The organism is Methylomarinum vadi (genome assembly GCF_000733935.1).
Lineage (GTDB): Bacteria > Pseudomonadota > Gammaproteobacteria > Methylococcales > Methylomonadaceae > Methylomarinum > Methylomarinum vadi.
Genome location: NZ_JPON01000001.1, coordinates 1,027,583 through 1,050,489 on the forward strand (window position 1 = coordinate 1,027,583; position 22,907 = coordinate 1,050,489).

Consider the following 22,907-nt stretch of genomic DNA (forward strand, 5'->3'; position numbering starts at 1 on the left):
TCGTCGTGAACAAAATCCTGCAAATCACCGATCCGCATATTTTGCCTGAAGCAGACGGCACGTTATTGGGCATCGAAACGGAAAAATATTTCAGACAAGCCTTGGACCATGCTCATCAACGGTTTAGTGGTTTCGATCTCATATTGCTGACGGGCGACCTGGCCCAAGACCCTTGTCCCGACAGTTACCTCCGGGTCCGGCAAATACTCAATCACTATGAGACCCCGAGCATTTGCTTGCCCGGCAACCATGACGATTTTGCACAGATGCAGGCGATTTTCAACCAGGGTTTGGTCAGTTGCCAACGCTACCATCAGTTGAAAAACTGGCAAATCATCTGCCTGAACAGCCAAAAACCGGGGTTTCCCGGCGGATTACTGAATCAGGGCGAGTTGAACTTCTTGAGCGAACAATTGCACCGCCACTCCGATTTGTTCACCCTGATCGCGCTGCACCATCATTGCATAGCCAGCGGCAGTAGCTGGATGGACACGATGATGATTGAAAACAGCGAGGAATTTTTTGCCTGCGTCGCGAACCATCCGCAAATCAAGGCGATCATTTGCGGCCACGTGCACCAAGTACTGGAAAAGGAGCGGCATGGCATCCAATTGTTAGGTACGCCGGCCAGTTGTTTCCAGTTCAAACCCGGTTGCCGGCAATTTGCCTTGGACGATAAACCGCCGGGTTATCGCGTTATCGAACTCGACAATGACGGAAGTTTCCAAACCCAGGTGGCTTGGCTGCCCATCCATTTGGATGAGCTCGATTTCAATTCGGCCGGTTACTGATCCTTCACGATCGACAAATAGCCATCCGCCCTTACCGGCACCGAGTCGGAGATCAGCATTGCGCCCAGCTCGATCAAGGCCTTGCGGTAAACCTTTCGTTTGAAGTACACGACATCCTTCAAAGGATGCCAATATTCCACCCACTTCCAATTGTCGAATTCCTGCTTATGACCGCAATCGAAACGGACCTTGGATTCGTCGGAAATCATGCGCAAGATAAACCAGATTTGCTTCTGGCCTATACATAATGGCATCGAATTCTTTCTGACATATCGATCGGGTAATTTATATCTGAGCCAATATCGGGTCCGACCTAGCAGCTGGACATCTTCGGGCAACAAGCCCGTTTCTTCCCACAATTCACGATACATCGCTGTTTCCGGGTCTTCATTACCATCGATACCACCCTGCGGAAATTGCCATGAGTTTGCACCTTTTCGTTTCGCCCAAAAAACACGACCATCGTCATTGCAAAGGATAATCCCGACATTGGGCCGGTATCCTTTTGAGTCAATCATGTTAAAACCTGTCTTCGTCAGTCTGACTGTTTTAACACCGTAGCGAATGGTAAAATTAAAACAGATCAGTGATTTAAATTAATGGGGTAATTGTTCCACAAATCGGCAATTGACGCCATACTGAGATGCTTTTTTATCGCACTTCACATTTCAGGATTTTCCTTCTTGCGAAAAAACCGACCTGAAGTGCTCAACTTTACTTATTGACAACAGGACAATCCGTGAGTTTAGCCATTTTTGATTTGGATAACACCTTGATAGCCGACGATAGCGATTATTTATGGGGGCAGTTTCTGGTCGACCAGGGCATCGTGGACAGGGAACAATACGAGGCAGCTAATGCGCGTTTTTATGAAGACTACAAAAAGGGCGACCTCGACATCGTTGAATTCCTTAATTTTTCCTTGGCGCCGTTGGCACAACATGATGCCGAACAATTATTTCAATGGCGCCATAAATTTGTCGAGGAAATCATTCACCCCCTCCTATTGCAACCGGCTATGGATTTAGTCGACAAGCACCGGCAACGCGGCGATACCTTATTAGTTATTACGGCGACCAATCGCTTTGTCACCGAACCGATCGTCAAACTCTATGGCATCGACAACCTGTTGGCGACGACCCCGGAATTCGTCGACGGCCGCTATACCGGCAAATTTAACGGCATCCCTTGCTATCAGGAAGGTAAGGTCAAACTGCTGCTGAAATGGCTGGAAAATTCTACCGAAAGCTTGGAAAACAGCTGGTTCTACAGCGATTCCCATAATGACCTGGCCTTATTGAAGCTGGTGACCCATCCGGTCGCGGTAGACCCTGATCAGGTCCTGCGCGATTATGCCGAACAGGCCGACTGGCCGATTATCAGTTTGCGAACTAAACAACCACCCGCTCAAGCGGGTGGGTTCCAATAACGGACTGAAAGTCCGGATACGCGTCGACTAAACGACGCGTCTTAGTCGGGCTCCATCTTGAAATTATCGTTTGGATTAGGTTCAAAGTGATGCTCCAAATATTGCTTTATCATCTCATCAGTCATTTGCCCCACTGTGGCGCAAAAATAACCGCGGGCTCAAAAATGTCGACCCCAATATCGCTTTTTCAAGTGCGGGAACTCTTCGAACAGATAGCTCGAAGTTCGTCCCTTGATTCGCCTCATGATTTCGCTTGGGGCCATAGTCGGCGGCGCACTCACCAAAATGTGCACATGATCTTTGCTCACGACACCTTTGATAATCCGTATCTCAAAGGCTTCGCATGTCTGCCGCACCAAGTCTCTCACTCGTTCGGCTATTTCATCCTTCAGCACTTTATAACGATACTTCGTAACCCAAACAAAATGATACTCAATTTGGTAAACCGTATGGCTGCCGTATCTATAGTCCATCGCCACCTCCTTGGGCAAATTATCGCAGCTAAAGCTGACCGGCTAAAGCCGGTGGTTTAAACCTTATGATGGATAATTAAACTTGGTCAAACATCGATTGCACACCTTCCTTTGAAGGCAGTATCGTCCGCCATGGAAGGCCGAAATGCACAAACAACAAGCAAATGTCGCTTCTCAAGACACCCATTCGAAGGGTTTTACTTTTTCCTGATATAAAAAATCTGCCGTTCGGGCTCTTTGATGAACTCCACGATCTGATGCCCCGCCTGTTCCGTGAAAACTCCGAAATCCAGGTGTGCGGCGGGATCGGTGGCAATGACCTTGACCACCTCGCCGCTGTCCATGTCCATCAGCGCCTTCTTCAGTCGCAGTAAGGGTAATGGGCAATTCAATCCGCTGGCATCGACTTCCACATCAAAATCAATCATAGGCAATAAAATTTTCCGGGCATGATAAACAAGAGTGCTTATAATACCATTCCCGATTACTTGCGAGAATGTTAATCACCGATGGATTATTTCCCACTCTTTTTGCAATTGAAGGACAGAAATTGTCTGATCGTGGGTGCTGGCGAGATTGCGGCGCGAAAAATTGACCTGATATCGAGGGCGGGAGCCAATATCACCGTTGTCGCCAATAACGTTTCCGATACGGTCGCAAATTTAGCGCAGCGCGGCAAGATTACCGTCAAACAAAAGCCTTTTTCCGAGGACGACTTAAGCGGTATGTTCCTGGTCATATCCGCAACCGACAACCTTGAAGCCAACAGTCGAGTCGCCGAACTGGCCGAGCGCCGCAATTTGCTGGTTAATGTTGTCGACAACCCCGAGTTGTGCAATTTCATTTTCCCTGCGATCATCGACCGCTCGCCGGTGGTCGCCGCCGTTTCCTCGGGAGGAGCCTCGCCAGTATTGGCGAGGCTGTTGCGCGCCAAACTGGAAAGCACGATCTCTCCCGCTTACGGCAAACTGGCGCAGTTGGCGGAAAAATTCAGGACAACGGTCAAGCAACGCATAAAACAATCGTCACAGCGGCGCATATTTTGGGAAAATGCCTTGCAAGGCGGTATCGCCGAATTGGTGTTTGCCGGCCGCAATTCTGAAGCGGAGCAGCAATTGCTAAAACTATTGGATAACGATTTCGGCGATAACAAGGGCGAAGTCTATTTGGTCGGAGCGGGCCCCGGCGACCCCGAATTATTGACATTTCGGGCGTTACGCTTGATGCAGCAAGCCGACGTCATCGTCTACGACCGCCTCGTCTCTCGGGAGATACTGGAACTAGCCCGACGCGACGCGGACAGGATTTATGTGGGCAAACAGCGAAGCAACCATAGTCTGCCGCAGGAATCCATCAACCAATTGTTAGCCAAGCTGGCGCTGGAAGGCAAACGGGTGGTCAGATTGAAAGGCGGCGACCCGTTCATTTTCGGCCGCGGCGGCGAGGAAATCGAAACGCTGATGCAGCAAGGCATCAATTTCCAGGTCGTCCCCGGCATAACTGCCGCGGCCGGCTGCGCCAGTTACGCGGGGATTCCCTTGACCCACCGCGACCATGCCCAGTCCTGCACTTTCGTCACCGGCCACCTGAAAGACGGCTCGATCAACCTGAACTGGCAGCAATTGGCCGCCCCCAATCAAACCATCGTCATTTACATGGGGCTGTTGGGACTGGAACATATTTGCGCGTCGTTGATTGATCACGGCTGCAGGAAAGACCACCCCGCCGCCATTATTCAACAAGGCACCACTCAGCATCAACGGGTTATCATCGGAACGCTGTCGACGCTACCGGCCTTGGTCGCCAATCAAGACATCAAGCCCCCCACCCTGATCATTGTCGGCACGGTCGTCTCCTTGCACAAAAAACTGCAATGGTTCAATAAAAATGATTCGACGATTGACTAGATACGGGCTGCTAACGCCATTATTATGCGTCTCCTTGCTGACGGCGTGCGACTTGACGGACGACCCCGAGAAAACCGCCACCCTGGCTGAGGTCGGCCTATTCTCCGCCAATCTTTCGGAGCATTATGCCCTGATCGGCGATTTATCCGGCCATGCCGAATTATGGCAATTGCATCCTAAGGCGCTAGTGCATAAATGGCAACATACCGACGAAAGCGCCGGTGTCATCGCCGTCGATATTTCCAGCAAGGAGGAATATGCCGTTACGGCGGAAAAAAATTCGCTGGCCTGGTGGCGTATTGCCGACGGAACCTTATTGTCCGTCTGGAGCCTCCCCGACATTTTCAGTGTCAGTATTTCGTCCGACGGCCAATATGCCTTGGTCGGCCTGGCCGATAAAGCGATTTATTTATCGTTGCGCCACGGCAAAACATTGTATGCCTTCGCACACGACGATACGGTGACCGGCACCGACCTTTCGAAAAGCGGCCGCTATGCCCTCACCGGCTCGGAGGATAAAAACGCAAAGCTTTGGGATCTGCGTGACGGCACACTTAAATATCGCTGGCAGCACGGCAATAAATTAGCCAGCGTCGCCATCAGTCCCGATGACCGGTTTGCGCTGACCAATGCCGCATTAGGCCAAACCCGCCTATGGAAAATTGCCAGCGGAAAAATGCATAAGGAATTGGGGCCAGCGCGAATCACGCTTTCCGCGGCGACATTTTCCGCCAACGCGAAATACCTGCTTACCGGCCATATCTCTCAACGCATCGAATTATGGAGAACCAGCAATGGCAGACTCGTTAAATTCTGGCGCGCCAAAAAAACCGAACCTTGGCGGCCCAGTGCGGCTACGATAGTGGCCTTGGGCTTCGTCGATCAGGATAAAAAATTCTATAGCATCGCCACCAATGGCTTGCTGCAACGTTGGCGAATCCGTTAACGCGATTCAGTTTTCATTCAGTGTTGATGGTGATAATCTGAACCTAAGGACAAAGCGATTGCCTTGAAAAAGGATTGAGTTTTTTACTGAAATCGCCTATCCTAGGCGTATTATTTTTAATCCTGTTGCGTATCCGCCGTTACGATATGCAATTCTTTTTTAATCATAGCGAGAGATAAAAATGAAAAAAGCATTAGGTTTATTAGCAGGTGTTGCTTTAATCGCATTAAGTGGTCAAGCATTGGCTGACGAAAAAACAAAAATCGGTAAAAAAATCTATGACCGTGCTTTCGGTCGTGGTTGTGGCGCCTGTCACGACATCTCTTCCAACCCACAACTGAAAGAATTGATCAAAGCCGGCGAGCTGGATAAAGCCAAATTTGCTCAAGTTTTGAAAGAAGGCAGAAACGGCATGCCTAAAGCCATGGATGCCATCATGGCTGTTGGTCCGGTCAAAAAAGCCGGCTATAGCGAAGATGAAGCGATCGACGCAGTTTACCAATACCTGAGCGAATAAAACCAAGTTTTAATCGCCCAATAAAAAGGCCGCATTTAGCGGCCTTTTTTAATGCGTGAATTTCAGGGAAATTATTTACGCCCCAAAAAGGAACGCGCCCTGTGATTCGGCAAGCGAAATCGATTTTTCAGCCAAAAACAGGCGATGGCGGCAATCATCAGGCCACAGGAAGCGAACGTCAGGTAGATTAAATTTTTCAGATGGGAAAGCTCGGCGATCAATCTTTCGTTGGCCTGGCGCTCGCCTTCCTTGACCGGCGGCTCCGAATAAGAACGCAGGATGCGCACATCGTTTTTCAAGTCCTGAATCGTTCCCAACGACGTGGACACGCTACCCAGCCTAATACTCTCCTCCAAGATCCTCAGCTTGCTCTCGATCGACCCACTGATTAACCCGACCAATTGACTTTTTAACGCGTTGATTTCGTCCGACAAGGCGGGGTTTTGAACGGCTTGGGTAGCGGATGAAAACCGCTGCCGATCCTTTACTTGGTCGACCAAATCGTAATCAGGTAAAACCAGAAACCCCAACATAAAAACCATGAACATCAATGCCATGACCAGCATCAACAGATATCTGTTTGCTTTTACCAAACCTTGATGTTGAGGTATGTCATGAAGTAAAACCACTTCACGCCCTTTGGCATTCACAACTTCAGGATCAACCTTACGCATATTGCTCATTATTATATTTATTTTGGAACCCGCTTACTATCGGCCTCCGATGGCAAGCGCTTTCTATCCTTCCCTTGCATCATTGGCTAGTCAGTAACCTAAATCCAGGATGCATACAAAGCTTTTATTATACAAATTAAAAATAAAATGTCCTGTATTTTGTATCGCCGAACTAGGAAATTCGGATCGGTTTCCAGATTTGACCGAACTCGAAAATTATCCGATTCGGATACAAAGAGGCAAGCGGTGCCCCCGACAATCGTCCTTACCGGGGACATCGGACAATCAAATCAACGTTTTTTCGCCGCAATTCTCATGCGCAGGGCGTTCAGCTTGATAAAGCCTTCCGCGTCCTTTTGATTATAGGCGCCCTCGTCTTCCTCGAATGTCGCAATCGCTTCATCGAACAGACTGTCGGTCGCCGAATCACGGCCCACCACGATGACATTGCCTTTGTACAATTTCAAACGAACCTTGCCGTTCACGTTGCGCTGCGACGTATCGATCATTTCCTGCAGCATTTCACGTTCCGGACTCCACCAATAACCGTTGTAAATCAGGGAAGCGTAACGCGGCATTAACTCATCTTTTAAATGCGCCACTTCGCGGTCCAACGTAATCGATTCGATGGCCCGATGCGCCTTCAGCATCACGGTTCCGGCCGGTGTTTCGTAACAGCCCCTGGATTTCATGCCGACGTAACGGTTTTCGACGATATCCAGGCGGCCGATACCGTTGGCACCGGCGATCTGATTCAATTTCTCCATGACTTGCGCGGGACTGTGCGGCTCGCCGTCGATCGCGACGATATCACCTTTCTCATAGGTCAATTCCACATAAGTCGCCTGGTCAGGCGCCTTTTCCGGCGACACGGTCCAGCGCCACATATCCTCTTCGGGCTCCGCCCACGGGTCTTCCAAAATACCGCCTTCATAGGAAATATGCAGGGAATTGGCGTCCATCGAATAAGGCGAGGATTTGCCTTTTTTCATTTCCACCGGAATACCGTGGCTATCGGCATAAGCCAACAATTTTTGCCGCGAATTCAAATCCCATTCGCGCCAAGGGGCTATAACCCTGATGTCGGGACGCAACGCATAGGCGCCCAGCTCGAAACGCACTTGGTCGTTTCCTTTACCGGTAGCCCCATGAGAAATGGCTTGCGCGCCCGTTTCATTGGCGATTTCGATCAGGCGTTTGGCAATCAACGGCCGGGCGATGGAGGTACCCAGCAAATACTCACCTTCGTAGATCGTATTGGCGCGAAACATCGGAAATATATAATCGCGGGCGAAATCCTCACGCAGGTCTTCGATATAAATTTCCTTGATGCCGGCAGCCTGCGCTTTGGCGCGAGCAGGCTCAACTTCTTCACCCTGGCCAATATCCGCAGTGAAGGTTACTACTTCACAAGAATATTCATCCTGCAACCATTTTAGAATGACTGAAGTATCCAACCCGCCTGAATAGGCCAAAACGACTTTATTAATTTCCGCCATAATCGATAAATACCCATTAAATGAAAAATGGGTCCAATTATACCGGAAATCGCTGCCTTATTTGGATAACTTTCTCAACGGCCGACATTTTGCCGCCAAAGTTTGCTGAAGGGTCTTATTTTAAAGAGCCATCAAATCAGTGAGCCGATAACTGGGGTCAATTGCTAAAAGTGATCACGACCCGCCGGTTTTGCGCCCTACCGGTGGGGAAACGATTGCTTTTTATTGGCAGGCTTTCGCCATAGGCTTTGACTCGCAAACTTTCGCCTGCTATGCCTTGAGCGATCAGATAATTCTTGACAGCCTCGCCGCGTTCTTTAGAGACTTTCAGATTACTGGCCCGCCTGCCCCGGCTATCGGTATGACTGCTGATAGTGATTTGACCAAGGGGTTTATTATCCCGGATATACTGCGCCAGCAGTGCCAGCCTTTGTTTTTCCTGATAACTCAAGCGGGTACTGCCTTTACGAAAATAATAGCGGCTAAGCGCATCGGGGCCAAACACATTCAGCAGTAACTCGTTGTCATCGTTTCGTTGATAAGGACCGCTTTCGATACGAATTCGCTTGTCGGCAATTCCATACTGGCGCAATTGCTTAACGATTCGCTGCGCCCTGCGGCCGAACCATTTTTGGTCGGCTGTTCCCGCCACGGCGGTCGCACTGGCGATGACGACTCGAGCTTGCGGCATTTCCCGCATATAAACGGACACATCCCGTAAACGCTCGGCAACCGGCCCGGATAGCCCATCGCTTTGAGGCGCGAAATAAAGATCATCCCGCTCCAATTGCTTTTCACCGAAAGGCAACAAAGCCTTACGGCATTCGGCAAAATTAGAATAAGACTCGGCGAAGTTTATCGACGACACCGCGACCCGAATCTCCCGGCTGCGGCGAAACAACGCGAAAACCGGATAATGCCCTTGCAGCAAAGTATTCAGCATTTCCTCGGCGGCATCGGCAAAAACGACCAGCCGATGAAAATGGGAAGGCGGCTGGTCGTCGAGAAAAACGGGGTAATCTCGCCGATAAGTCGGCTGCTCGCGCCAGGGTGACGGCTCGACATACAGGCTGGCGTGGCTGATGGTCGATTGGAATTGGGTTTCCTGAAGATAAAATTGCAACGGTTCGCCGGAATAATGCAAAAACCCGGCGCTGCCGAAATGATCGATAGGATGCAGCAATTGGCATAATGTTTTGCTTTGCTGACTCTGCCAGTCGGCATACTGCATCGGCGCCGTGACATATTCGCTCCAGCCTTCACCGCACAATAACAGCAATACAATGGAAACCGCCATTTTGTCCATGACTAATTCGCCCATACCTCTTCGGTTCATAAACCAATTAGCGGCCGAACGGCGATTTTTTTAACCCAGCTTTTTCAATTTAGAGCCATGAGTCTTCAAGCCATTGCTTAATATGCATTAAAAATCATGCCACTTTTCTTGCTTGTATTGCCATAAAATGATTTAGGCAGCCTCTAATAATTCGAAATTTAGCCATCTTGATGTGTGTAAGTTATTGAAAATGCAGGATAGAAAAATTCGCATAACGTTATTTTTAGCGGCTGCCTTTACTCATTATTTATCAATATCCTACAAGTTTCTACGACAAGGCTGGGTTAAGTCAAAAAAACACTCACCTCTTCGCAAAATTGTCGTGGCGCCTGCACATGCAGCCAATGACCGGTATCGGCTATCTGCTTAATCCGGGCCTCCGGAAACCAGCGGTACACGTCTTCCTCGCGAATATAGTCGGAATCGCCGCCGCCCAGAAACAAGACCTTCTTCGGATAAGGCAACACCTTGTCCGCCTCGGGAAAAGCAACGATGTTGTCGGCTGTGCGCCGGAAAATATCGAGATCGACCCGCCAGGCGTATTCGCCGTCTTTCAACTGCAGGTTTTGCAACAAGAACTGTCGATAACTGCCGTCGGCAATCGAATCGCTCAAGGCCGCTTCCGCCTCTTTCCGGTTGCGAATGGCTTGCAACGGTACGGCCCGCAAAGCCGTGATGGTTTGCTCGAAACTGTGCTGGTAACGAGTCGGCGATATATCGGCGACGACCAACCGCTCCACCGCTTCCGGATAATTGAGGGCAAACCACATCGCCACCTTCCCGCCCATGCTGTGTCCCAGCAGGTGGGCCTTACCGATGCCATGCTGATCGAGAAAGTTTTTTAAATCGACGGCCATGGCCGAATAATCCATCACCGACGAATGCGGCGATGCACCATGATTGCGCAAATCCGGCACATAGACGTGGTAGCGTTCCGCCAGCATTTTGGCGATCGTGCGCCAGTTGCGCGACGAGGCGAAAAAACCGTGCAGAATAACCAAAGGAGCGGCATTACAGTCGCCGAACTCGTCAAACGCGAGCGTTAAAGGCTGTATGCTCATCGTCTCAGGCAAAACTAAAGGCGGCACCAAGCCCCCCCCGAATACGCCGCCCCAGACCACCAGCCAACCTAAATGCTCGCGAATGATCGTCTGCACGATTTCCTTGACCATTTGCGGTGTCAACTCGTTCAAGCGTTTGTCGATCACCGTTTCGATCTTGCCGACGATATCCTCGCCGATCTTATGCGCGTCCAACCCTTGGCGCAGCGCTTCCTTGAAGCGTTCCGATTCCACCATCTCGGTCAGCGTCGCTCGCATTTTCTGGATAAACGGCTCCTTCAAGGGCGTCAGAGCCTCTTCCCCGCCCATCATCTGTAACATCGCGCCAAAGGAGGATTCCATGATCGAGGTTACCAGGCTGTCGTAGACCTTGTCATAATCCACCGCATTCAACAAGGGGTCGATGTTCAATACCTTGCTGCCCTGCCGCTCTTCCTTCTCGATGAATTGTTCGACATGCTCCGCGGTGAAGAACTGCTGCATCATCAATTCCTTGATCGACGACTTGAATTCGTCGAATCGGTTCGGGATGACGCCCGAACCATACAATAACGGCACTTTCTCGAACAACATATGCACCGCCAGCCAATTGGTAATCGCCCCCGACAAGGCGAAAAAGCCGATCGATTTCAGCAGTTCCGGCTGCACCGGACACCAATAGCCGGTTGCGATAACCAGCAAGGCGACCAAATTGGTCAGTAAACTTTTATTGAACAGTTTCTTCATCGTCGTTGAAAAATCGTCTATTTATCCAATACCTTGCATCTATGAATGTGTCAGCTATCTTGCCGGACAGGCGACGCTTTGTCCGTCCTACTCCCGGCCTTCGGCAAGCAGGCCGTCCACGCGCTGAAAACCACGCGGCAAGGCCAATCCACGCTTGGCCCTGGTCGCGGAATAATGCTCGATATCCCCGCTCCTCAGGGTCAAATGGCGCTTACCCGCCAGCACTTTCAACGCTCCCTCCGGCGAGAATGCGGTGATAGCGACAACCGCATCCTTGCCCGAATTAAAGTCCTTCGACGGAATTTGAATCAGTTTATTGCCCTTGCCCTTGGCCAGCGCCGGCAACTCCAGCACCGGAAAGATCAACAGCCGCCCCTGCAGGGTCGCGACCGCAAGCACATCGGAGTCGGAGCGGATCGGCGCCGGCGCGACCACCCCGGCATTTTTCGGCAAGGTGATTAGCGCCTTACCGGCCTTGTTCTTGCTGTACAGATCCTGCAACTGCACCCTGAAGCCGTAACCGGCGCTGCTGACCAACAAATACCAATCGTCCGGATTGCCGGCCAATAAGTGGGTGAACAACGAACCGGACGGCGGTTTCAGGCGGCCGGTCAACGGCTCGCCCTGACTCCTGGCCGACGGCAGGTCATGGGTCGTCACCGAATAAACCCGACCGGTCGTATCCAGGACGTAGACCGGTTGGGTAGTGCGCCCCCGGGCCGCAGCCAGGTAGCCGTCGCCCGATCGGTAATTCAACGCCTCGACATCGATATCGTGTCCTTTCGCCGCCCTGATCCAGCCTTTTTGCGACAAAATGATCGTCAACGGTTCGTTGGCGATCAAGGACGTCGTATCCAAGGCCTGGGCCGCGCCGCGCTCGACGATGGGCGAACGTCTGGCGTCCCCGTATTTTTCCGCGTCGACCTCGATTTCCTTCCGTATCAGACGGTTCAGCAAATGCGCCGAACCCAGCGTTTTCTCCAACGCCTCGCGTTCCTTTTCCAGCTCTTCCTGTTCGCCGCGGATTTTCATTTCCTCCAGCTTGGCCAGGTGGCGCAGCTTCAATTCCAGGATGGCTTCCGCCTGCGGATCGGTCAGCCCGAAACGCTCCATCAGAACCGGCTTGGGGCGGTCCTCGGTGCGGATAATATGGATCACCTCGTCGATATTCAAATAGGCGATCAGCAAGCCTTCCAGAATATGCAGACGCGCCAGCACCTTGTCTAGGCGATGCTGCAAGCGCCGGCGCACCGTTTCGGTTCGGAAATCCAGCCATTCTGTCAAGATCTGCCGCAAATTCTTGACCTGCGGCTTGCCGTTCAAACCGATCATGTTCAAATTGACGCGGTAATTCTTCTCCAGATCGGTGGTGGCGAACAAATGCGACATGACCGACTCGACGTCGACTCGCTTGGATTTTGGAATGATCACCAGCCGGGTCGGATTCTCGTGATCGGATTCGTCGCGCAAATCCTCGATCATCGGCAACTTCTTCGCCAGCATCTGCGCCGCGATCTGCTCCAGCAGCTTGGCGCCCGATACCTGGTGCGGCAACGCGGTGATGACGATGTTGCTATCCTCCCTTTCATAACGGGCCCGCATCTTGATCGAGCCGTTGCCGCTCAGATAGATTTTGCGTATCTCTTCCTTGGTGCTGATGATCTCCGCCTCGGTCGGATAATCCGGCCCCTGAATGTGTTCCAGCAAGCCATCCAGCGGCGTGTCCGGGTCGTCGAGCAATTGCATGCAGGCGGCCGCCACTTCGCGCAGATTGTGCGGCGGAATATCGGTGGCCATGCCGACGGCGATCCCCATCGTGCCGTTCAGCAACACGTTCGGCAAGCGTGCCGGCAACAGTTTCGGCTCCTTCATCGTACCGTCGAAATTGTCCACCCAATCGACGGTGCCCTGCCCCAACTCGCCGAGCAGGGTTTGCGCATAAGACGTCAAGCGCGACTCGGTGTAACGCATCGCGGCGAAAGACTTGGGGTCGTCCGGCGAGCCCCAGTTGCCCTGACCGTCGATCAGCGGATAACGGTAGGAAAAATCCTGCGCCATCAGCACCATCGCCTCATAGCAAGCCGAATCGCCGTGCGGATGATACTTACCCAACACGTCCCCGACCGTACGCGCCGATTTTTTGTATTTGGCCAGCGCGGTCAGGCCCAATTCCGACATCGCATAGACGATGCGCCGCTGCACCGGTTTCAAGCCGTCGCCGATATGCGGCAAGGCCCGGTCGAGAATCACGTACATGGAATAATCCAGATACGCCTTTTCGGTGAAGTCCTTTAACGGCAGTTGTTCGAAGTTTTCTTGTATGCCCATCGTTATAAATCTTCCTTGGGTAAATCCACATGTAACGCTTTATTTTTTTCCATGATCTCCTGTCGTATTTGCTTGCGCAGTTGCGCGGCTTCAAAGAGTTTCCGTTCCACGTCGGTTTCGATGTGTAGCGGCGGCACGTCGACCGGTTTGCCGTCGTCGCCGATCGCCACCATCGTGAAGTAACAAGAGGTCGTATGCCTCTTTTCCTGGCTACGCAGATCCTCGGCGACCGCTTTCACGCCGACCTCCATCGATGAGCGACCTACATAATTGATATGCGCATAAAAGGTCACCAGCTCCCCGACCCGTACTTTTTCCTTGAAGGATACCTGATCGAGCGTCGCCGTGACGACATAACATTTACTGTATTTGGCGGCGCAGGCATAGGCGACCTGGTCGAGCAATTTCAACAACGAACCGCCATGCACATTACCGCTGAAATTGGCCATGTCCGGCGTCATCAACACCGTCATCGTCAACGATTTTTCTTGCTTACTCATGATTTATCCGTCAATGTGACCCTGTCTTCGGCCATCGTGATCAATCGCCGTTTATAGAGATGACCGAGCGCTTGTTTGAAGACCTTTTTGCTGACGCCGAAAGTATCGTAAATCAGCTGCGGCTCGCTCTTGTCGGTGATACGCATTTCGCCCTGCTGCCGCTTTAAAAGCGCCAGAATTCGCTCGGCGGTCGTTTCCGCCTGACAAGTGTTTTTTTCCTGTTGCAAACTCAGGTCGATTTTCTTGTCCGCGCGGATTTTCTTGATGTACCCCTTGATTTTCTGGCCCTTGCGCAGCTTCCGAAAGACTTCGTTCTTATACAGCACGCCCCAGAATTCGTGATTGACGACGGCCTTGGTGCCCAGCTCCGTTTCGTCGGCGATGATCAATTCCACCGGCTGCCCTTCTTTTAAATACACCGCTTCGTCGCGGATGAAATCGTCCAGGATGGCCGAGGCGGCGATGCGGTTGTCTTTGTCGAGAAACAATTTGACCAAATAATGCCTGCCTTCGACCATTTTTTGCTTCTGCTCGCTGAACGGCACCAACAAATCCTTGGGCAAGCCCCAGTCGAGAAAGGCGCCGGCATGGCTTAGCGACACGACTTTTAACCAGGCCACTTCGCCGACCTGGGCCAAGGGCGTTTGCGTCGTCGCCACTAGGTTGCCTTGGCCGTCGGTGTAGACGAAGACTTCCAGGTCGTCCCTCACTTGATAATCTTTCCGCACGTCCTGGCGCTGCAACGTAATCTCGCCGCTCTCGCCGCCGTCGAGATAGATTTCGCCGTCGCTCTGGCGGCAGATTTTTAGGGTGTTGAATTTACCGATATGAATCACTGTTTCAACTCAAAACTATTTAGAATCAGGTAATATGCCATGCGCTAAAGTTGTCGTCGGGTTACGGCTAACGCCTAACCCAGCCTACATTTTTTTTATATTTCCGCCAGATTTCCCTTCGCCTCCAACCAGCTCTTGCGGTCCTGGGCGCGTTTCCTGGCCAGCAACAAATCCATTTGCTCGCGCGTGGCGTCCTGGTCGTCGACGGTCAATTGCACCAGACGGCGGGTATCGGGATTCATCGTCGTTTCCCGCAGCTGCGCCGGATTCATCTCGCCCAGCCCCTTGAAACGTTGCACGTTGATCTTGCCTTTCAGCTTCTCCGCTTCGATCCGGGCCAGCACACCCAGTCTTTCCGATTCGTCCAGGGCGTAAAATACCTTTTTGCCGACGTCGATACGATACAGCGGTGGCATCGCGACGAAAACATGCCCGGCTTCGACCAACGCCCGGAAATGGCGATAAAACAACGCACAGATCAACGTGGCGATATGATTGCCGTCGGAATCGGCATCGGCCAGAATGCAGATTTTGCCGTAACGCAGATTGCCCAAATTGTCGGAATCGGGTTCGATACCCAACGCGACCGCGATATCGTGCACCTCCTGCGAAGCCATCACTTGTCCCGGCTCGACCTCCCAAGTGTTGAGAATTTTACCGCGCAGCGGCATGATCGCTTGGTATTCGCGATCGCGCGCCTGCTTGGCCGATCCGCCGGCCGAGTCGCCTTCCACGAGAAACAGTTCGGTGCGGCTGATATCCTGCGCCGAGCAATCCGCCAGTTTGCCCGGCAGCGCCGGCCCCGATGTAACCTTCTTCCTGACGATCTTCTTGCTGGATTTCAGCCGTTTCTGGGCGCTGGCCAGGATGATCTCGGCGACCTTCTCGCCTTCCTGCGGATGCTGGTTCAGCCACAGACTGAAACTGTCCTTGGCGACGCCGGACACGAAGGTCACACATTCGCGCGAACTGAGCCGTTCCTTGGTCTGCCCGGAAAATTGCGGGTCTTCCAATTTGACCGACAACACGAAATGACAGTTTTCCCAGACATCCTCCGGCGCGATCTTGACGCCGCGCGGCAGCAGATTGCGGAAATCGCAGAATTCCCGCATCGCCTCGGTCAGGCCGGCGCGCAGGCCGTTGACATGGGTACCGCCCTGCGCGGTCGGCACCAGATTGACATAACTCTCGGCGATGGTTTCCGGCAGATTGTCGGCAGTCCAGACGATACCCCATTCGACCGCCTCGTTGCTGGCGTTCATCTCCGCCATGAAGGGTTGTTCGGGACAGATTTCCGTTTCGCCGACGCGGTCGAGCAGATATTCCTGCAAGCCGTGTTGATAGCACCACTCCCATTGCTCGTCGGTCGCCTCGGACTGCAACGAAATTTTCAGTCCCGGACATAATACCGCCTTGGCCCTGAGCACATGCTTCAACTTAGTAACGGAAACCTTGCCGGAATCGAAATAGTTTCCGTCCGGCCAGAAACGGATCGTCGTTCCGGTATTGGCCTTGCCGACGGATCCCACTTCCTCCAAATCGGTCAGCTTGTCGCCATGGGCAAAACTCATTCGATAGATGCTTCCGCCTCTTTTAACCTCGATCTCCAACTTTTTCGACAGCGCATTGACCACCGACACGCCGACGCCGTGCAGACCGCCGGAGAACTGATAATTCTTGTTGGAAAACTTACCGCCGGCATGCAACTGGGTCAGAATCACTTCCACGCCCGGTATGCGTTGTTCCGGATGCAGATCGACCGGCATCCCGCGACCGTTGTCCTGGACCGATACCGAACCGTCCTTGTATAAGATCACTTCGATCCTGTCGGCGTGGCCGGCCATGGCTTCGTCGACGCTGTTGTCGACCACCTCCTGTACCAGATGATTGGGCCGCGTGGTATCGGTATACATGCCCGGTCTCTTCCGGACCGGATCCAAACCGCTTAAAACCTCGATCGCCGCCGCGTTGTATTCGTTCGTCATACTTCCTAATCAGTTGGGATAATTTCAGATATAATAGCCGATTTACTTTGGTCAGCCGGATGCCTCCCATGCCGGCAGGCGCTACATCGTATCACAACCGACTTTATTTATATGCCGAGAAAAAAAAGTACGACGTTATTCGAGAACTCCATGGAGGAACTGGAACAGCTGGTGGAGCAAATGGAGAAAGGCGATATTTCTCTGGAGGAGTCGCTGCAATCCTTCGAACGCGGCATCAAACTGACACGTACTTGCCAGAAAGCCTTGCAGGAAGCCGAGCAGAAAGTGCAAATTCTACTGGAAAAAGACGGCAAACAAACCCTGGAGCCATTTAACGATGAGTGAAGCTTTGAAACAATATCTAACCGCCTGTCAAAATCGGGTCGAAAGAGCACTGGATGCCCGCCTGCCGAGCGACAATATTCTGCCGAAAAAACTGCATGAAGCCATGCGTTACAGCACTCTCGAAGGCGGCAAGAGAATGCGGCCGATGTTGACCTATGCCGCCGGCAAGGCTCTGGCTATCCCGGAAGAGTCGCTGGACGGTCCCGCCTGCGCGGTCGAATTCATTCATGTCTACTCGTTGATACACGACGACCTGCCGGCCATGGACGATGACGACTTGCGCCGCGGCAAACCCACCTGCCATGTCGCCTACGACGAAGCCACCGCGATTCTGACCGGCGACGCGCTGCAGGCTCTGGCCTTCGAAATCCTGGCCAATGACGCCAGCATCGCCGCGACGCCCGCTGCGCGCCTGAACATGATCACGACCCTGGCCAAGGCCAGCGGTTCGCAAGGCATGGTCGGCGGCCAGGCCATCGACCTGGAATCGGTCGGCACTACACTGACGCTGCCGGAATTGGAAAATATGCATATCCACAAGACCGGCGCGTTGATCCGGGCCAGCGTCAACCTGGCCGCGCTGTGCAAAGCGGACATCGACCCGACCGTCGCCAAGAAACTGGATCACTACGCAAAATGCATCGGCCTGTCGTTCCAGGTCAAGGACGATATCCTGGATGAGGAAAGCGATACCGCGACGCTGGGCAAGACGCAAGGCAAGGACAAGGACAACGACAAGCCGACCTATCCCGCTCTTCTGGGACTGGCCGGCGCCAAACAAAAAGCACGAGAATTGCATGAGCAGGCATTGGAAAGCCTGAGCGATTTCGGTCCGGAGGCCGATTTGTTGCGGGATCTGTCGCTGTATATTATCGAACGCGACCATTAAAAACCGACTTGATACGTTGGTTATTAACCCTGATAATCAACGAAAAACTTTAACGGAACTGATTGAAAGATGACCTTTACAGGAACCTATCCGATTCTCGACACCATCAGCCTGCCGGCCGACGTCCGCCGGCTGGACAAGAAGCAGTTGCCGCAACTGGCGAGGGAGCTGCGCGAATTCCTGACCCATACCGTCAGCCAGTCCGGCGGCCATTTCTCCGCCGGCCTCGGCACGGTGGAACTGACCGTGGCGCTGCATTATGTCTTTAACACACCCGAGGATCAGTTGGTCTGGGATGTCGGCCACCAGGCCTATCCGCATAAGATCCTGACCGGACGCAAAGACAGGATGCCGACCATTCGCACCTACGGCGGCGTGTCGGCCTTTCCGAAACGGGCGGAGAGCGAGTACGACGCCTTCGGCGTCGGCCACTCCAGCACGTCGATCAGCGCGGCCCTGGGCATGGCGATCGCGTCGCAGTTGCGCGGCGAACACAAGAAAATGGTGGCGATCATCGGCGACGGCAGCATCACCGGCGGCATGGCCTACGAGGCGATGAACCATGCCGGCGACGTCAACGCCGATTTGTTGGTGATCCTGAACGACAACGATATGTCGATCTCGCCCAATGTCGGGGCGATGAACAATTACCTGACCAAGGTGTTGTCGAGCAAGCTGTATTCGTCGGTGCGCGAGGAAAGCAAGAAGGTGTTGAGCGGCATGCCCAGCGTCTGGGAATTGGCGCGCAAGACCGAGGAACACGTCAAGGGCATGATCGTGCCGGGCACCTTGTTCGAGGAGCTGGGTTTCAATTATATCGGCCCGATCGACGGCCACGACGTGGACATGCTGGTATCGACGCTGGAAAATATCAAGGACCTGAAGGGCCCGGTGTTTCTCCATGTCGTGACCAAGAAAGGCAAGGGTTATGCGCCGGCCGAGAAGGACCCCCTGGCCTATCACGGCGTGCCGGCCTTCAACCCGTGCAAGGATTCGCTGCCGAAGGCGGCGCCGTCGCCGCATCCGACCTATACCCAGGTGTTCGGCAGTTGGCTGTGCGACATGGCCGAACAGGACGAGCGCCTGCTCGGCATCACCCCGGCGATGCGGGAAGGCTCCGGCCTGGTCGAGTTCTCGCAGCGCTTTCCGAAACGCTATTTCGATGTCGCCATCGCCGAGCAGCACGCGGTGACCTTGGCCGCCGGCCAGGCCTGCCAGGGCGCCAAGCCGGTGGTGGCGATCTATTCGACCTTCCTGCAGCGGGCCTACGACCAGTTGATCCACGATGTCGCGCTGCAAAACCTGGATGTGTTGTTCGCTCTGGACCGCGCCGGCCTGGTCGGCCCGGACGGCCCGACCCATGCCGGCAGTTTCGATCTCAGTTATCTGCGCTGTATCCCCAACATGGTGGTGATGGCGCCGGCCGACGAAAACGAATGCCGGCAAATGCTGACCACCGGCTACCACTATGAAGGCCCGGCGGCGGTGCGCTATCCGCGCGGCAAGGGCCCAGGCGCCGCCATCGAGTGCAACCTCGACGGCGTGGAAATCGGCAAGGGCGAGATCCGCCATCAGGGCGGGCGCATCGCCATCCTGGCCTGGGGCGCGCCGTTTAGCGCCGCACTGGAAGCCGGCAAGCAATTGGGGGCGACCGTCGCCAACATGCGCTTCGTCAAACCGCTCGACCAGGACCTGATCCTGGACTTGGCCAAAAGCCACGATGTCATCGTGACCGTGGAAGAGAACGTCGTCGCCGGCGGCGCCGGCAGCGCGGTCAACGAATTCCTGCACGCGCAACGCATCCTGTTGCCGGTGTTGAACATCGGCCTGCCGGACGAATACGTCGAACAAGGAAGCCGCGAGGAATTGCTCGGCCTGGTCGGGCTCGATGTGAAGGGCATCCTGGCCCGAATCGAGGCGTTCTGCGCCTAGGCCACTTCTGCAGCGATGCAGAACGAGGGCGCGCAGAAACCCATCGCATTGCTTTGGCCGGCCATCCGTAACCCGCATGAAGCAAAGCGGAATGCGGGGAATCGGAGCCACGCCATTCCCGGATTCCGCTGCGCTGCATCCAGGCTACGAAACTGCATCAAGACTCGACCGATGCGGTTCGTGCCTCACCGCGTCCTACGCCCCTGTCAGGTCGTAGGACGGATAAGCGCAGCGTCATCCGTCAAAGCCGGCACCAACATTTAACATTTCAGGTGCATGGCGCTTCGCTTATGCACCCTTTATTTTATAAGTAACCAACTATGGAACGATTAAGAAACAAAATCCGCGATATCCCGGACTTCCCCAAGCCAGGCATCGTTTTCAAAGACATTACGCCGTTGGTCAAAGACCCGGCTGCCTTGCGTTTGACGGTTCATCAATTGTTGCAGCCTTTTTTAGGTAACGACATCACCGCCATCGCCGGCATGGAGGCGCGCGGTTTTATTTTCGGCTCACTAGTTGCCTGGGAACTGGGCATCCCTTTCGTGCCATTGCGCAAGCCTGGAAAACTCCCTTATGACGTGCAGAGCGTTTCCTATGACCTGGAATACGGCTCCGCCACTCTGGAAGCCCATATCGATGCCTTCGATAGCAATGATCAGGTGCTGTTAATCGATGATTTGTTGGCAACCGGCGGCACAGCTAAAGCTAGCTGCGAACTGGTGGAAAAACTGGGGGCAACAGTGGTTGCATGCGCGTTTGTCGTGGAACTCGATTTCCTGAACGGTCGCCAAACGTTAGCGGGTTACCCGGTCCATTCATTGCTCCACTATTGATATTGAGGCGGCGCCGGATGAATCCGCGCAGAGTAGTTCAGTCTTCGCCGCGTTTCCTTGCACTCCAACAAACAACCATAAAAAAAGCCCCTATCAAGGGGCTCTGTGCGAAATACCTGAAACATCAGATATCGAAACTGTAAATGTTATTGGCGTTCCAGGCGATCCAGTTTCTCGGCGGCTTGTTCGAAGGAACGCGAAGCATCGTCGAACGATTCAACCGCGCTATCGAATGAACTCGAAGCCTGGTCGAATTCATTCTTATCGGCACTAAGCTTCAACATGAATCCTTTTTCTGTTTCCTCCTTAAACGCATCCTCGTTGGCAACCACCTTTACAGGCTGCTGTTCCGCTGAGCCATCCATTTGTTGTTCGGCAGCCTCTTTTTCTGTCGAGGTCTCTTTCAACGGCAGGGAAGAATCATCACCACCCTCTTCTTCCTCGTCATCATAGAACTCTTCTTCTAAATCCAAGATATCGTCGGCAAGTTCGATTTTACCGTCGGAAACCAGATTACGACGGTATTGCAGAAACGATTCCCGGGTGAACACATAAGGATCCAGAGCCGCTTCATCGATAAATTTTAATGCGCCTTCGGCATTGGCGCGGGTATTCAACATGGAAACCAACTGCACCGGCAAACCTACATAGGTCGTCGGATTGGCAGCGGTATCGAAAACGCTGCCGGGAATTCCTCTGGAAGTAGTCGGACCCAATAACGGCAACACCAGATAAGGCCCTTCCGGCACACCCCATACCGCCAGCGTCTGGTCAAAGTCCTCCTCATGCTTTTGCAAACCCATTTCGGTGGCCACGTCAAACACACCTAACAGGCCAATCGTGCTATTGACGGTGAACCTGCCAGTATCTTCCAGCCCTTGCTGCAACTTACCCTGCATAACATCGTTCAGAACGACGTTGATATCCTTTAGATTGTTGAAAAAATTCGCGATACCGGTTTGCACAAACTGGGGGGTAATCCATATATACGCGTCGGAAATCGGTTTAGCGACATAGGTATCGACTTTGTCATTGAAAACAAAAATCTTACGGTTGAGATTTTCGTAAGGATCGACTTCATTCTCCTCGGCGGCGGCTTCCCCGACAGTGACCTCTTCCGCCGTCGTTTCCTGTTCGGCAACATTGGTGCCGGCACAACCGGTCAGCGCCAAGCTCGTTGCCAGCATCAACGCCAATAACCACCATAAATGGTGTTTTTGTTCCAGGTTTTCGTTATACATCTTGCTCAACCTTAATTAGCTTTGTTTTGCGTAATTATCTATCTTCTCTTTTATTTTTGTTATCAGCGCATCGAAACCTTGTTTTTCGATAATGCTCGAGAACTCCGATCTCTTTAATGCGACATCGTTAACGCCGTCGGCTATTATAAAAAGAATACGCCAACCTTCGTCATTTTTTTTCATCATGTAATCGAATTTTACATCCTTTCTTTCACTGGGTATTTGAAATAAATAATGTAAAACGATGCCGCCCTGCGATGTCTTTTCTTCCGACACATATTTAAAGGATTCGCCATCGAATTCCTTAAAATTATTGGCATAGGCCGAGATACTGTAATCGGTGAAGACATCAACAAACTGATTTTGCTGTTCCTTGCTCAGTTTTTTCCATTCAGGACCAACGACCAGCCTTGAAATCTTATACAGATAGTGGCTATTTCTAACCGTCTGGTCCAGTTTATCGTATCGCCCCTGAAAACCCAGGTCCTTGCCCTGCTTCATCACAGCGAGCAATACTTGTTGAAAATCCTCGACCACTTGTCTGGCAGAAGACGGATTTTCACTGCCTGATGCGGCAAAGACGTTATTGCCGACCAATGACCATAAAATAATGGCTAGGGTGAAATAAATTTTTAGCATTTTATTGATCATCAATA

21 protein-coding genes and 1 pseudogene are annotated in these 22,907 nt (G+C 52.7%); 9 read left to right on the plus strand and 13 right to left on the minus strand.

Annotation, left to right across the window (positions count from 1 at the left end; all coding sequences use genetic code 11):
* Positions 1 to 5: 5 nt before the first annotated feature.
* A complete protein-coding gene (gene cpdA, locus EP25_RS0105230; protein ID WP_235185848.1) occupies positions 6 to 791 on the plus strand; it encodes a 3',5'-cyclic-AMP phosphodiesterase in 786 nt (261 codons plus the stop codon).
* On the opposite strand, the gene EP25_RS0105235 is transcribed toward cpdA, so the two are convergent.
* Positions 785 to 1,309 carry an RNA pyrophosphohydrolase gene (locus EP25_RS0105235; protein ID WP_031432920.1) on the minus strand — a complete coding sequence of 175 codons (525 nt, stop codon included), beginning with the start codon at positions 1,307 to 1,309 and terminating at the stop codon, positions 785 to 787. The two genes, cpdA and EP25_RS0105235, sit on opposite strands and share 7 nt — an antisense overlap.
* Before the next feature lie 221 nt (positions 1,310 to 1,530).
* Here EP25_RS0105235 and EP25_RS0105240 point away from each other — a divergent pair, with 221 nt between their 5' ends.
* Entirely contained in the window at positions 1,531 to 2,220 is a 690-nt protein-coding gene (locus EP25_RS0105240) for a histidinol-phosphatase (RefSeq protein ID WP_031432921.1), read from the plus strand.
* Between the two features lie 41 nt (positions 2,221 to 2,261).
* On the opposite strand, the pseudogene tnpA reads toward EP25_RS0105240, so the two are convergent.
* Positions 2,262 to 2,693, minus strand: a pseudogene (gene tnpA, locus EP25_RS0105250) (IS200/IS605 family transposase).
* Between the two features lie 197 nt (positions 2,694 to 2,890).
* A complete protein-coding gene (locus tag EP25_RS0105255; RefSeq protein WP_031432922.1) occupies positions 2,891 to 3,121 on the minus strand; it encodes a sulfurtransferase TusA family protein in 231 nt (76 codons plus the stop codon).
* Between the two features lie 81 nt (positions 3,122 to 3,202).
* Here EP25_RS0105255 and cysG point away from each other — a divergent pair, with 81 nt between their 5' ends.
* The 3 genes from cysG to EP25_RS0105270 all read left to right on the plus strand — a co-directional run bounded on the left by cysG (position 3,203) and on the right by EP25_RS0105270 (position 6,063).
* On the plus strand, positions 3,203 to 4,600 hold the full coding sequence (gene cysG, locus EP25_RS0105260) for a siroheme synthase CysG (RefSeq protein WP_031432923.1): 1,398 nt from the start codon (positions 3,203 to 3,205) through the stop codon (positions 4,598 to 4,600).
* Positions 4,581 to 5,546, plus strand: coding sequence for a WD40 repeat domain-containing protein (locus EP25_RS0105265; RefSeq protein ID WP_084190964.1), 966 nt, complete (start codon positions 4,581 to 4,583; stop codon positions 5,544 to 5,546). The genes cysG and EP25_RS0105265 overlap by 20 nt, the downstream gene beginning before the upstream one ends.
* Positions 5,547 to 5,727: 181 nt before the next feature.
* On the plus strand, positions 5,728 to 6,063 hold the full coding sequence (locus EP25_RS0105270; protein WP_031432925.1) for a c-type cytochrome: 336 nt from the start codon (positions 5,728 to 5,730) through the stop codon (positions 6,061 to 6,063).
* Between the two features lie 71 nt (positions 6,064 to 6,134).
* Here the strand turns inward: EP25_RS0105270 and EP25_RS0105275 are convergent, their stop codons facing one another.
* From EP25_RS0105275 to parE, 8 genes are all read right to left on the minus strand, one after another.
* A complete protein-coding gene (locus EP25_RS0105275; protein WP_031432926.1) occupies positions 6,135 to 6,746 on the minus strand; it encodes a hypothetical protein in 612 nt (203 codons plus the stop codon).
* Positions 6,747 to 7,027: 281 nt separating this feature from the next.
* Positions 7,028 to 8,236 (minus strand): argininosuccinate synthase, encoded by a 1,209-nt coding sequence (locus EP25_RS0105280; RefSeq protein WP_031432927.1) that lies wholly within the window; start codon positions 8,234 to 8,236, stop codon positions 7,028 to 7,030.
* Between the two features lie 157 nt (positions 8,237 to 8,393).
* Complete coding sequence (locus EP25_RS22410) at positions 8,394 to 9,557, minus strand: MotY family protein (RefSeq protein WP_031432928.1); 1,164 nt, start codon at positions 9,555 to 9,557, stop codon at positions 8,394 to 8,396.
* Between the two features lie 299 nt (positions 9,558 to 9,856).
* Positions 9,857 to 11,359 (minus strand): alpha/beta fold hydrolase, encoded by a 1,503-nt coding sequence (locus EP25_RS24145; RefSeq protein WP_327036912.1) that lies wholly within the window; start codon positions 11,357 to 11,359, stop codon positions 9,857 to 9,859.
* Between the two features lie 87 nt (positions 11,360 to 11,446).
* Positions 11,447 to 13,687 carry a DNA topoisomerase IV subunit A gene (gene parC, locus EP25_RS0105300; protein WP_031432929.1) on the minus strand — a complete coding sequence of 747 codons (2,241 nt, stop codon included), beginning with the start codon at positions 13,685 to 13,687 and terminating at the stop codon, positions 11,447 to 11,449.
* 2 nt (positions 13,688 to 13,689) lie between these two features.
* The gene (locus EP25_RS0105305; RefSeq protein ID WP_031432930.1) at positions 13,690 to 14,187 is read right to left on the minus strand and encodes an acyl-CoA thioesterase; all 498 of its coding nucleotides are present in this window, start codon (positions 14,185 to 14,187) and stop codon (positions 13,690 to 13,692) included.
* The gene (locus EP25_RS0105310; RefSeq protein WP_031432931.1) at positions 14,184 to 15,023 is read right to left on the minus strand and encodes a CvfB family protein; all 840 of its coding nucleotides are present in this window, start codon (positions 15,021 to 15,023) and stop codon (positions 14,184 to 14,186) included. The genes EP25_RS0105305 and EP25_RS0105310 overlap by 4 nt, the downstream gene beginning before the upstream one ends.
* 95 nt (positions 15,024 to 15,118) lie before the next feature.
* Positions 15,119 to 17,008, minus strand: a complete 1,890-nt coding sequence (parE, locus tag EP25_RS0105315) for a DNA topoisomerase IV subunit B (protein WP_031432932.1) — start codon at positions 17,006 to 17,008, stop codon at positions 15,119 to 15,121.
* A gap of 111 nt (positions 17,009 to 17,119) precedes the next feature.
* On the opposite strand from parE, the gene EP25_RS0105320 reads away from it, so the two are divergent.
* From EP25_RS0105320 to EP25_RS0105335, 4 genes are all read left to right on the plus strand, one after another.
* Positions 17,120 to 17,353, plus strand: coding sequence for an exodeoxyribonuclease VII small subunit (locus EP25_RS0105320; protein WP_031432933.1), 234 nt, complete (start codon positions 17,120 to 17,122; stop codon positions 17,351 to 17,353).
* Positions 17,346 to 18,242, plus strand: coding sequence for a (2E,6E)-farnesyl diphosphate synthase (ispA, locus tag EP25_RS0105325; protein ID WP_031432934.1), 897 nt, complete (start codon positions 17,346 to 17,348; stop codon positions 18,240 to 18,242). Before EP25_RS0105320 ends, ispA begins: the two co-directional genes overlap by 8 nt.
* Positions 18,243 to 18,311: 69 nt before the next feature.
* Positions 18,312 to 20,174 carry a 1-deoxy-D-xylulose-5-phosphate synthase gene (dxs, locus tag EP25_RS0105330; RefSeq protein ID WP_031432935.1) on the plus strand — a complete coding sequence of 621 codons (1,863 nt, stop codon included), beginning with the start codon at positions 18,312 to 18,314 and terminating at the stop codon, positions 20,172 to 20,174.
* 320 nt (positions 20,175 to 20,494) lie between these two features.
* The gene (locus tag EP25_RS0105335; protein ID WP_031432936.1) at positions 20,495 to 21,010 is read left to right on the plus strand and encodes an adenine phosphoribosyltransferase; all 516 of its coding nucleotides are present in this window, start codon (positions 20,495 to 20,497) and stop codon (positions 21,008 to 21,010) included.
* A gap of 146 nt (positions 21,011 to 21,156) precedes the next feature.
* On the opposite strand, the gene EP25_RS0105340 is transcribed toward EP25_RS0105335, so the two are convergent.
* Positions 21,157 to 22,251 (minus strand): MlaA family lipoprotein, encoded by a 1,095-nt coding sequence (locus EP25_RS0105340; protein ID WP_084190966.1) that lies wholly within the window; start codon positions 22,249 to 22,251, stop codon positions 21,157 to 21,159.
* Positions 22,252 to 22,266: 15 nt separating this feature from the next.
* Entirely contained in the window at positions 22,267 to 22,902 is a 636-nt protein-coding gene (locus EP25_RS0105345) for an ABC transporter substrate-binding protein (protein ID WP_031432938.1), read from the minus strand.
* Positions 22,903 to 22,907: the final 5 nt, after the last annotated feature.

Bases quoted from the DNA above. Each gene is read 5' to 3' on its own strand.
- EP25_RS0105235 (WP_031432920.1), bottom strand. From the start codon at position 1,309: ATGATTGACTCAAAAGGATACCGGCCCAATGTCGGGATTATCCTTTGC.
- EP25_RS0105255 (WP_031432922.1), bottom strand. From the start codon at position 3,121: ATGATTGATTTTGATGTGGAAGTCGATGCCAGCGGATTGAATTGCCCA.
- cysG (WP_031432923.1), top strand. From the start codon at position 3,203: ATGGATTATTTCCCACTCTTTTTGCAATTGAAGGACAGAAATTGTCTG.
- EP25_RS0105265 (WP_084190964.1), top strand. From the start codon at position 4,581: ATGATTCGACGATTGACTAGATACGGGCTGCTAACGCCATTATTATGC.
- EP25_RS0105270 (WP_031432925.1), top strand. From the start codon at position 5,728: ATGAAAAAAGCATTAGGTTTATTAGCAGGTGTTGCTTTAATCGCATTA.
- EP25_RS0105275 (WP_031432926.1), bottom strand. From the start codon at position 6,746: ATGAGCAATATGCGTAAGGTTGATCCTGAAGTTGTGAATGCCAAAGGG.
- EP25_RS0105280 (WP_031432927.1), bottom strand. From the start codon at position 8,236: ATGGCGGAAATTAATAAAGTCGTTTTGGCCTATTCAGGCGGGTTGGAT.
- EP25_RS22410 (WP_031432928.1), bottom strand. From the start codon at position 9,557: ATGGGCGAATTAGTCATGGACAAAATGGCGGTTTCCATTGTATTGCTG.
- EP25_RS24145 (WP_327036912.1), bottom strand. From the start codon at position 11,359: ATGAAGAAACTGTTCAATAAAAGTTTACTGACCAATTTGGTCGCCTTG.
- parC (WP_031432929.1), bottom strand. From the start codon at position 13,687: ATGGGCATACAAGAAAACTTCGAACAACTGCCGTTAAAGGACTTCACC.
- EP25_RS0105305 (WP_031432930.1), bottom strand. From the start codon at position 14,187: ATGAGTAAGCAAGAAAAATCGTTGACGATGACGGTGTTGATGACGCCG.
- parE (WP_031432932.1), bottom strand. From the start codon at position 17,008: ATGACGAACGAATACAACGCGGCGGCGATCGAGGTTTTAAGCGGTTTG.
- EP25_RS0105320 (WP_031432933.1), top strand. From the start codon at position 17,120: ATGCCGAGAAAAAAAAGTACGACGTTATTCGAGAACTCCATGGAGGAA.
- ispA (WP_031432934.1), top strand. From the start codon at position 17,346: ATGAGTGAAGCTTTGAAACAATATCTAACCGCCTGTCAAAATCGGGTC.
- dxs (WP_031432935.1), top strand. From the start codon at position 18,312: ATGACCTTTACAGGAACCTATCCGATTCTCGACACCATCAGCCTGCCG.
- EP25_RS0105335 (WP_031432936.1), top strand. From the start codon at position 20,495: ATGGAACGATTAAGAAACAAAATCCGCGATATCCCGGACTTCCCCAAG.
- EP25_RS0105340 (WP_084190966.1), bottom strand. From the start codon at position 22,251: ATGTATAACGAAAACCTGGAACAAAAACACCATTTATGGTGGTTATTG.
- EP25_RS0105345 (WP_031432938.1), bottom strand. From the start codon at position 22,902: ATGATCAATAAAATGCTAAAAATTTATTTCACCCTAGCCATTATTTTA.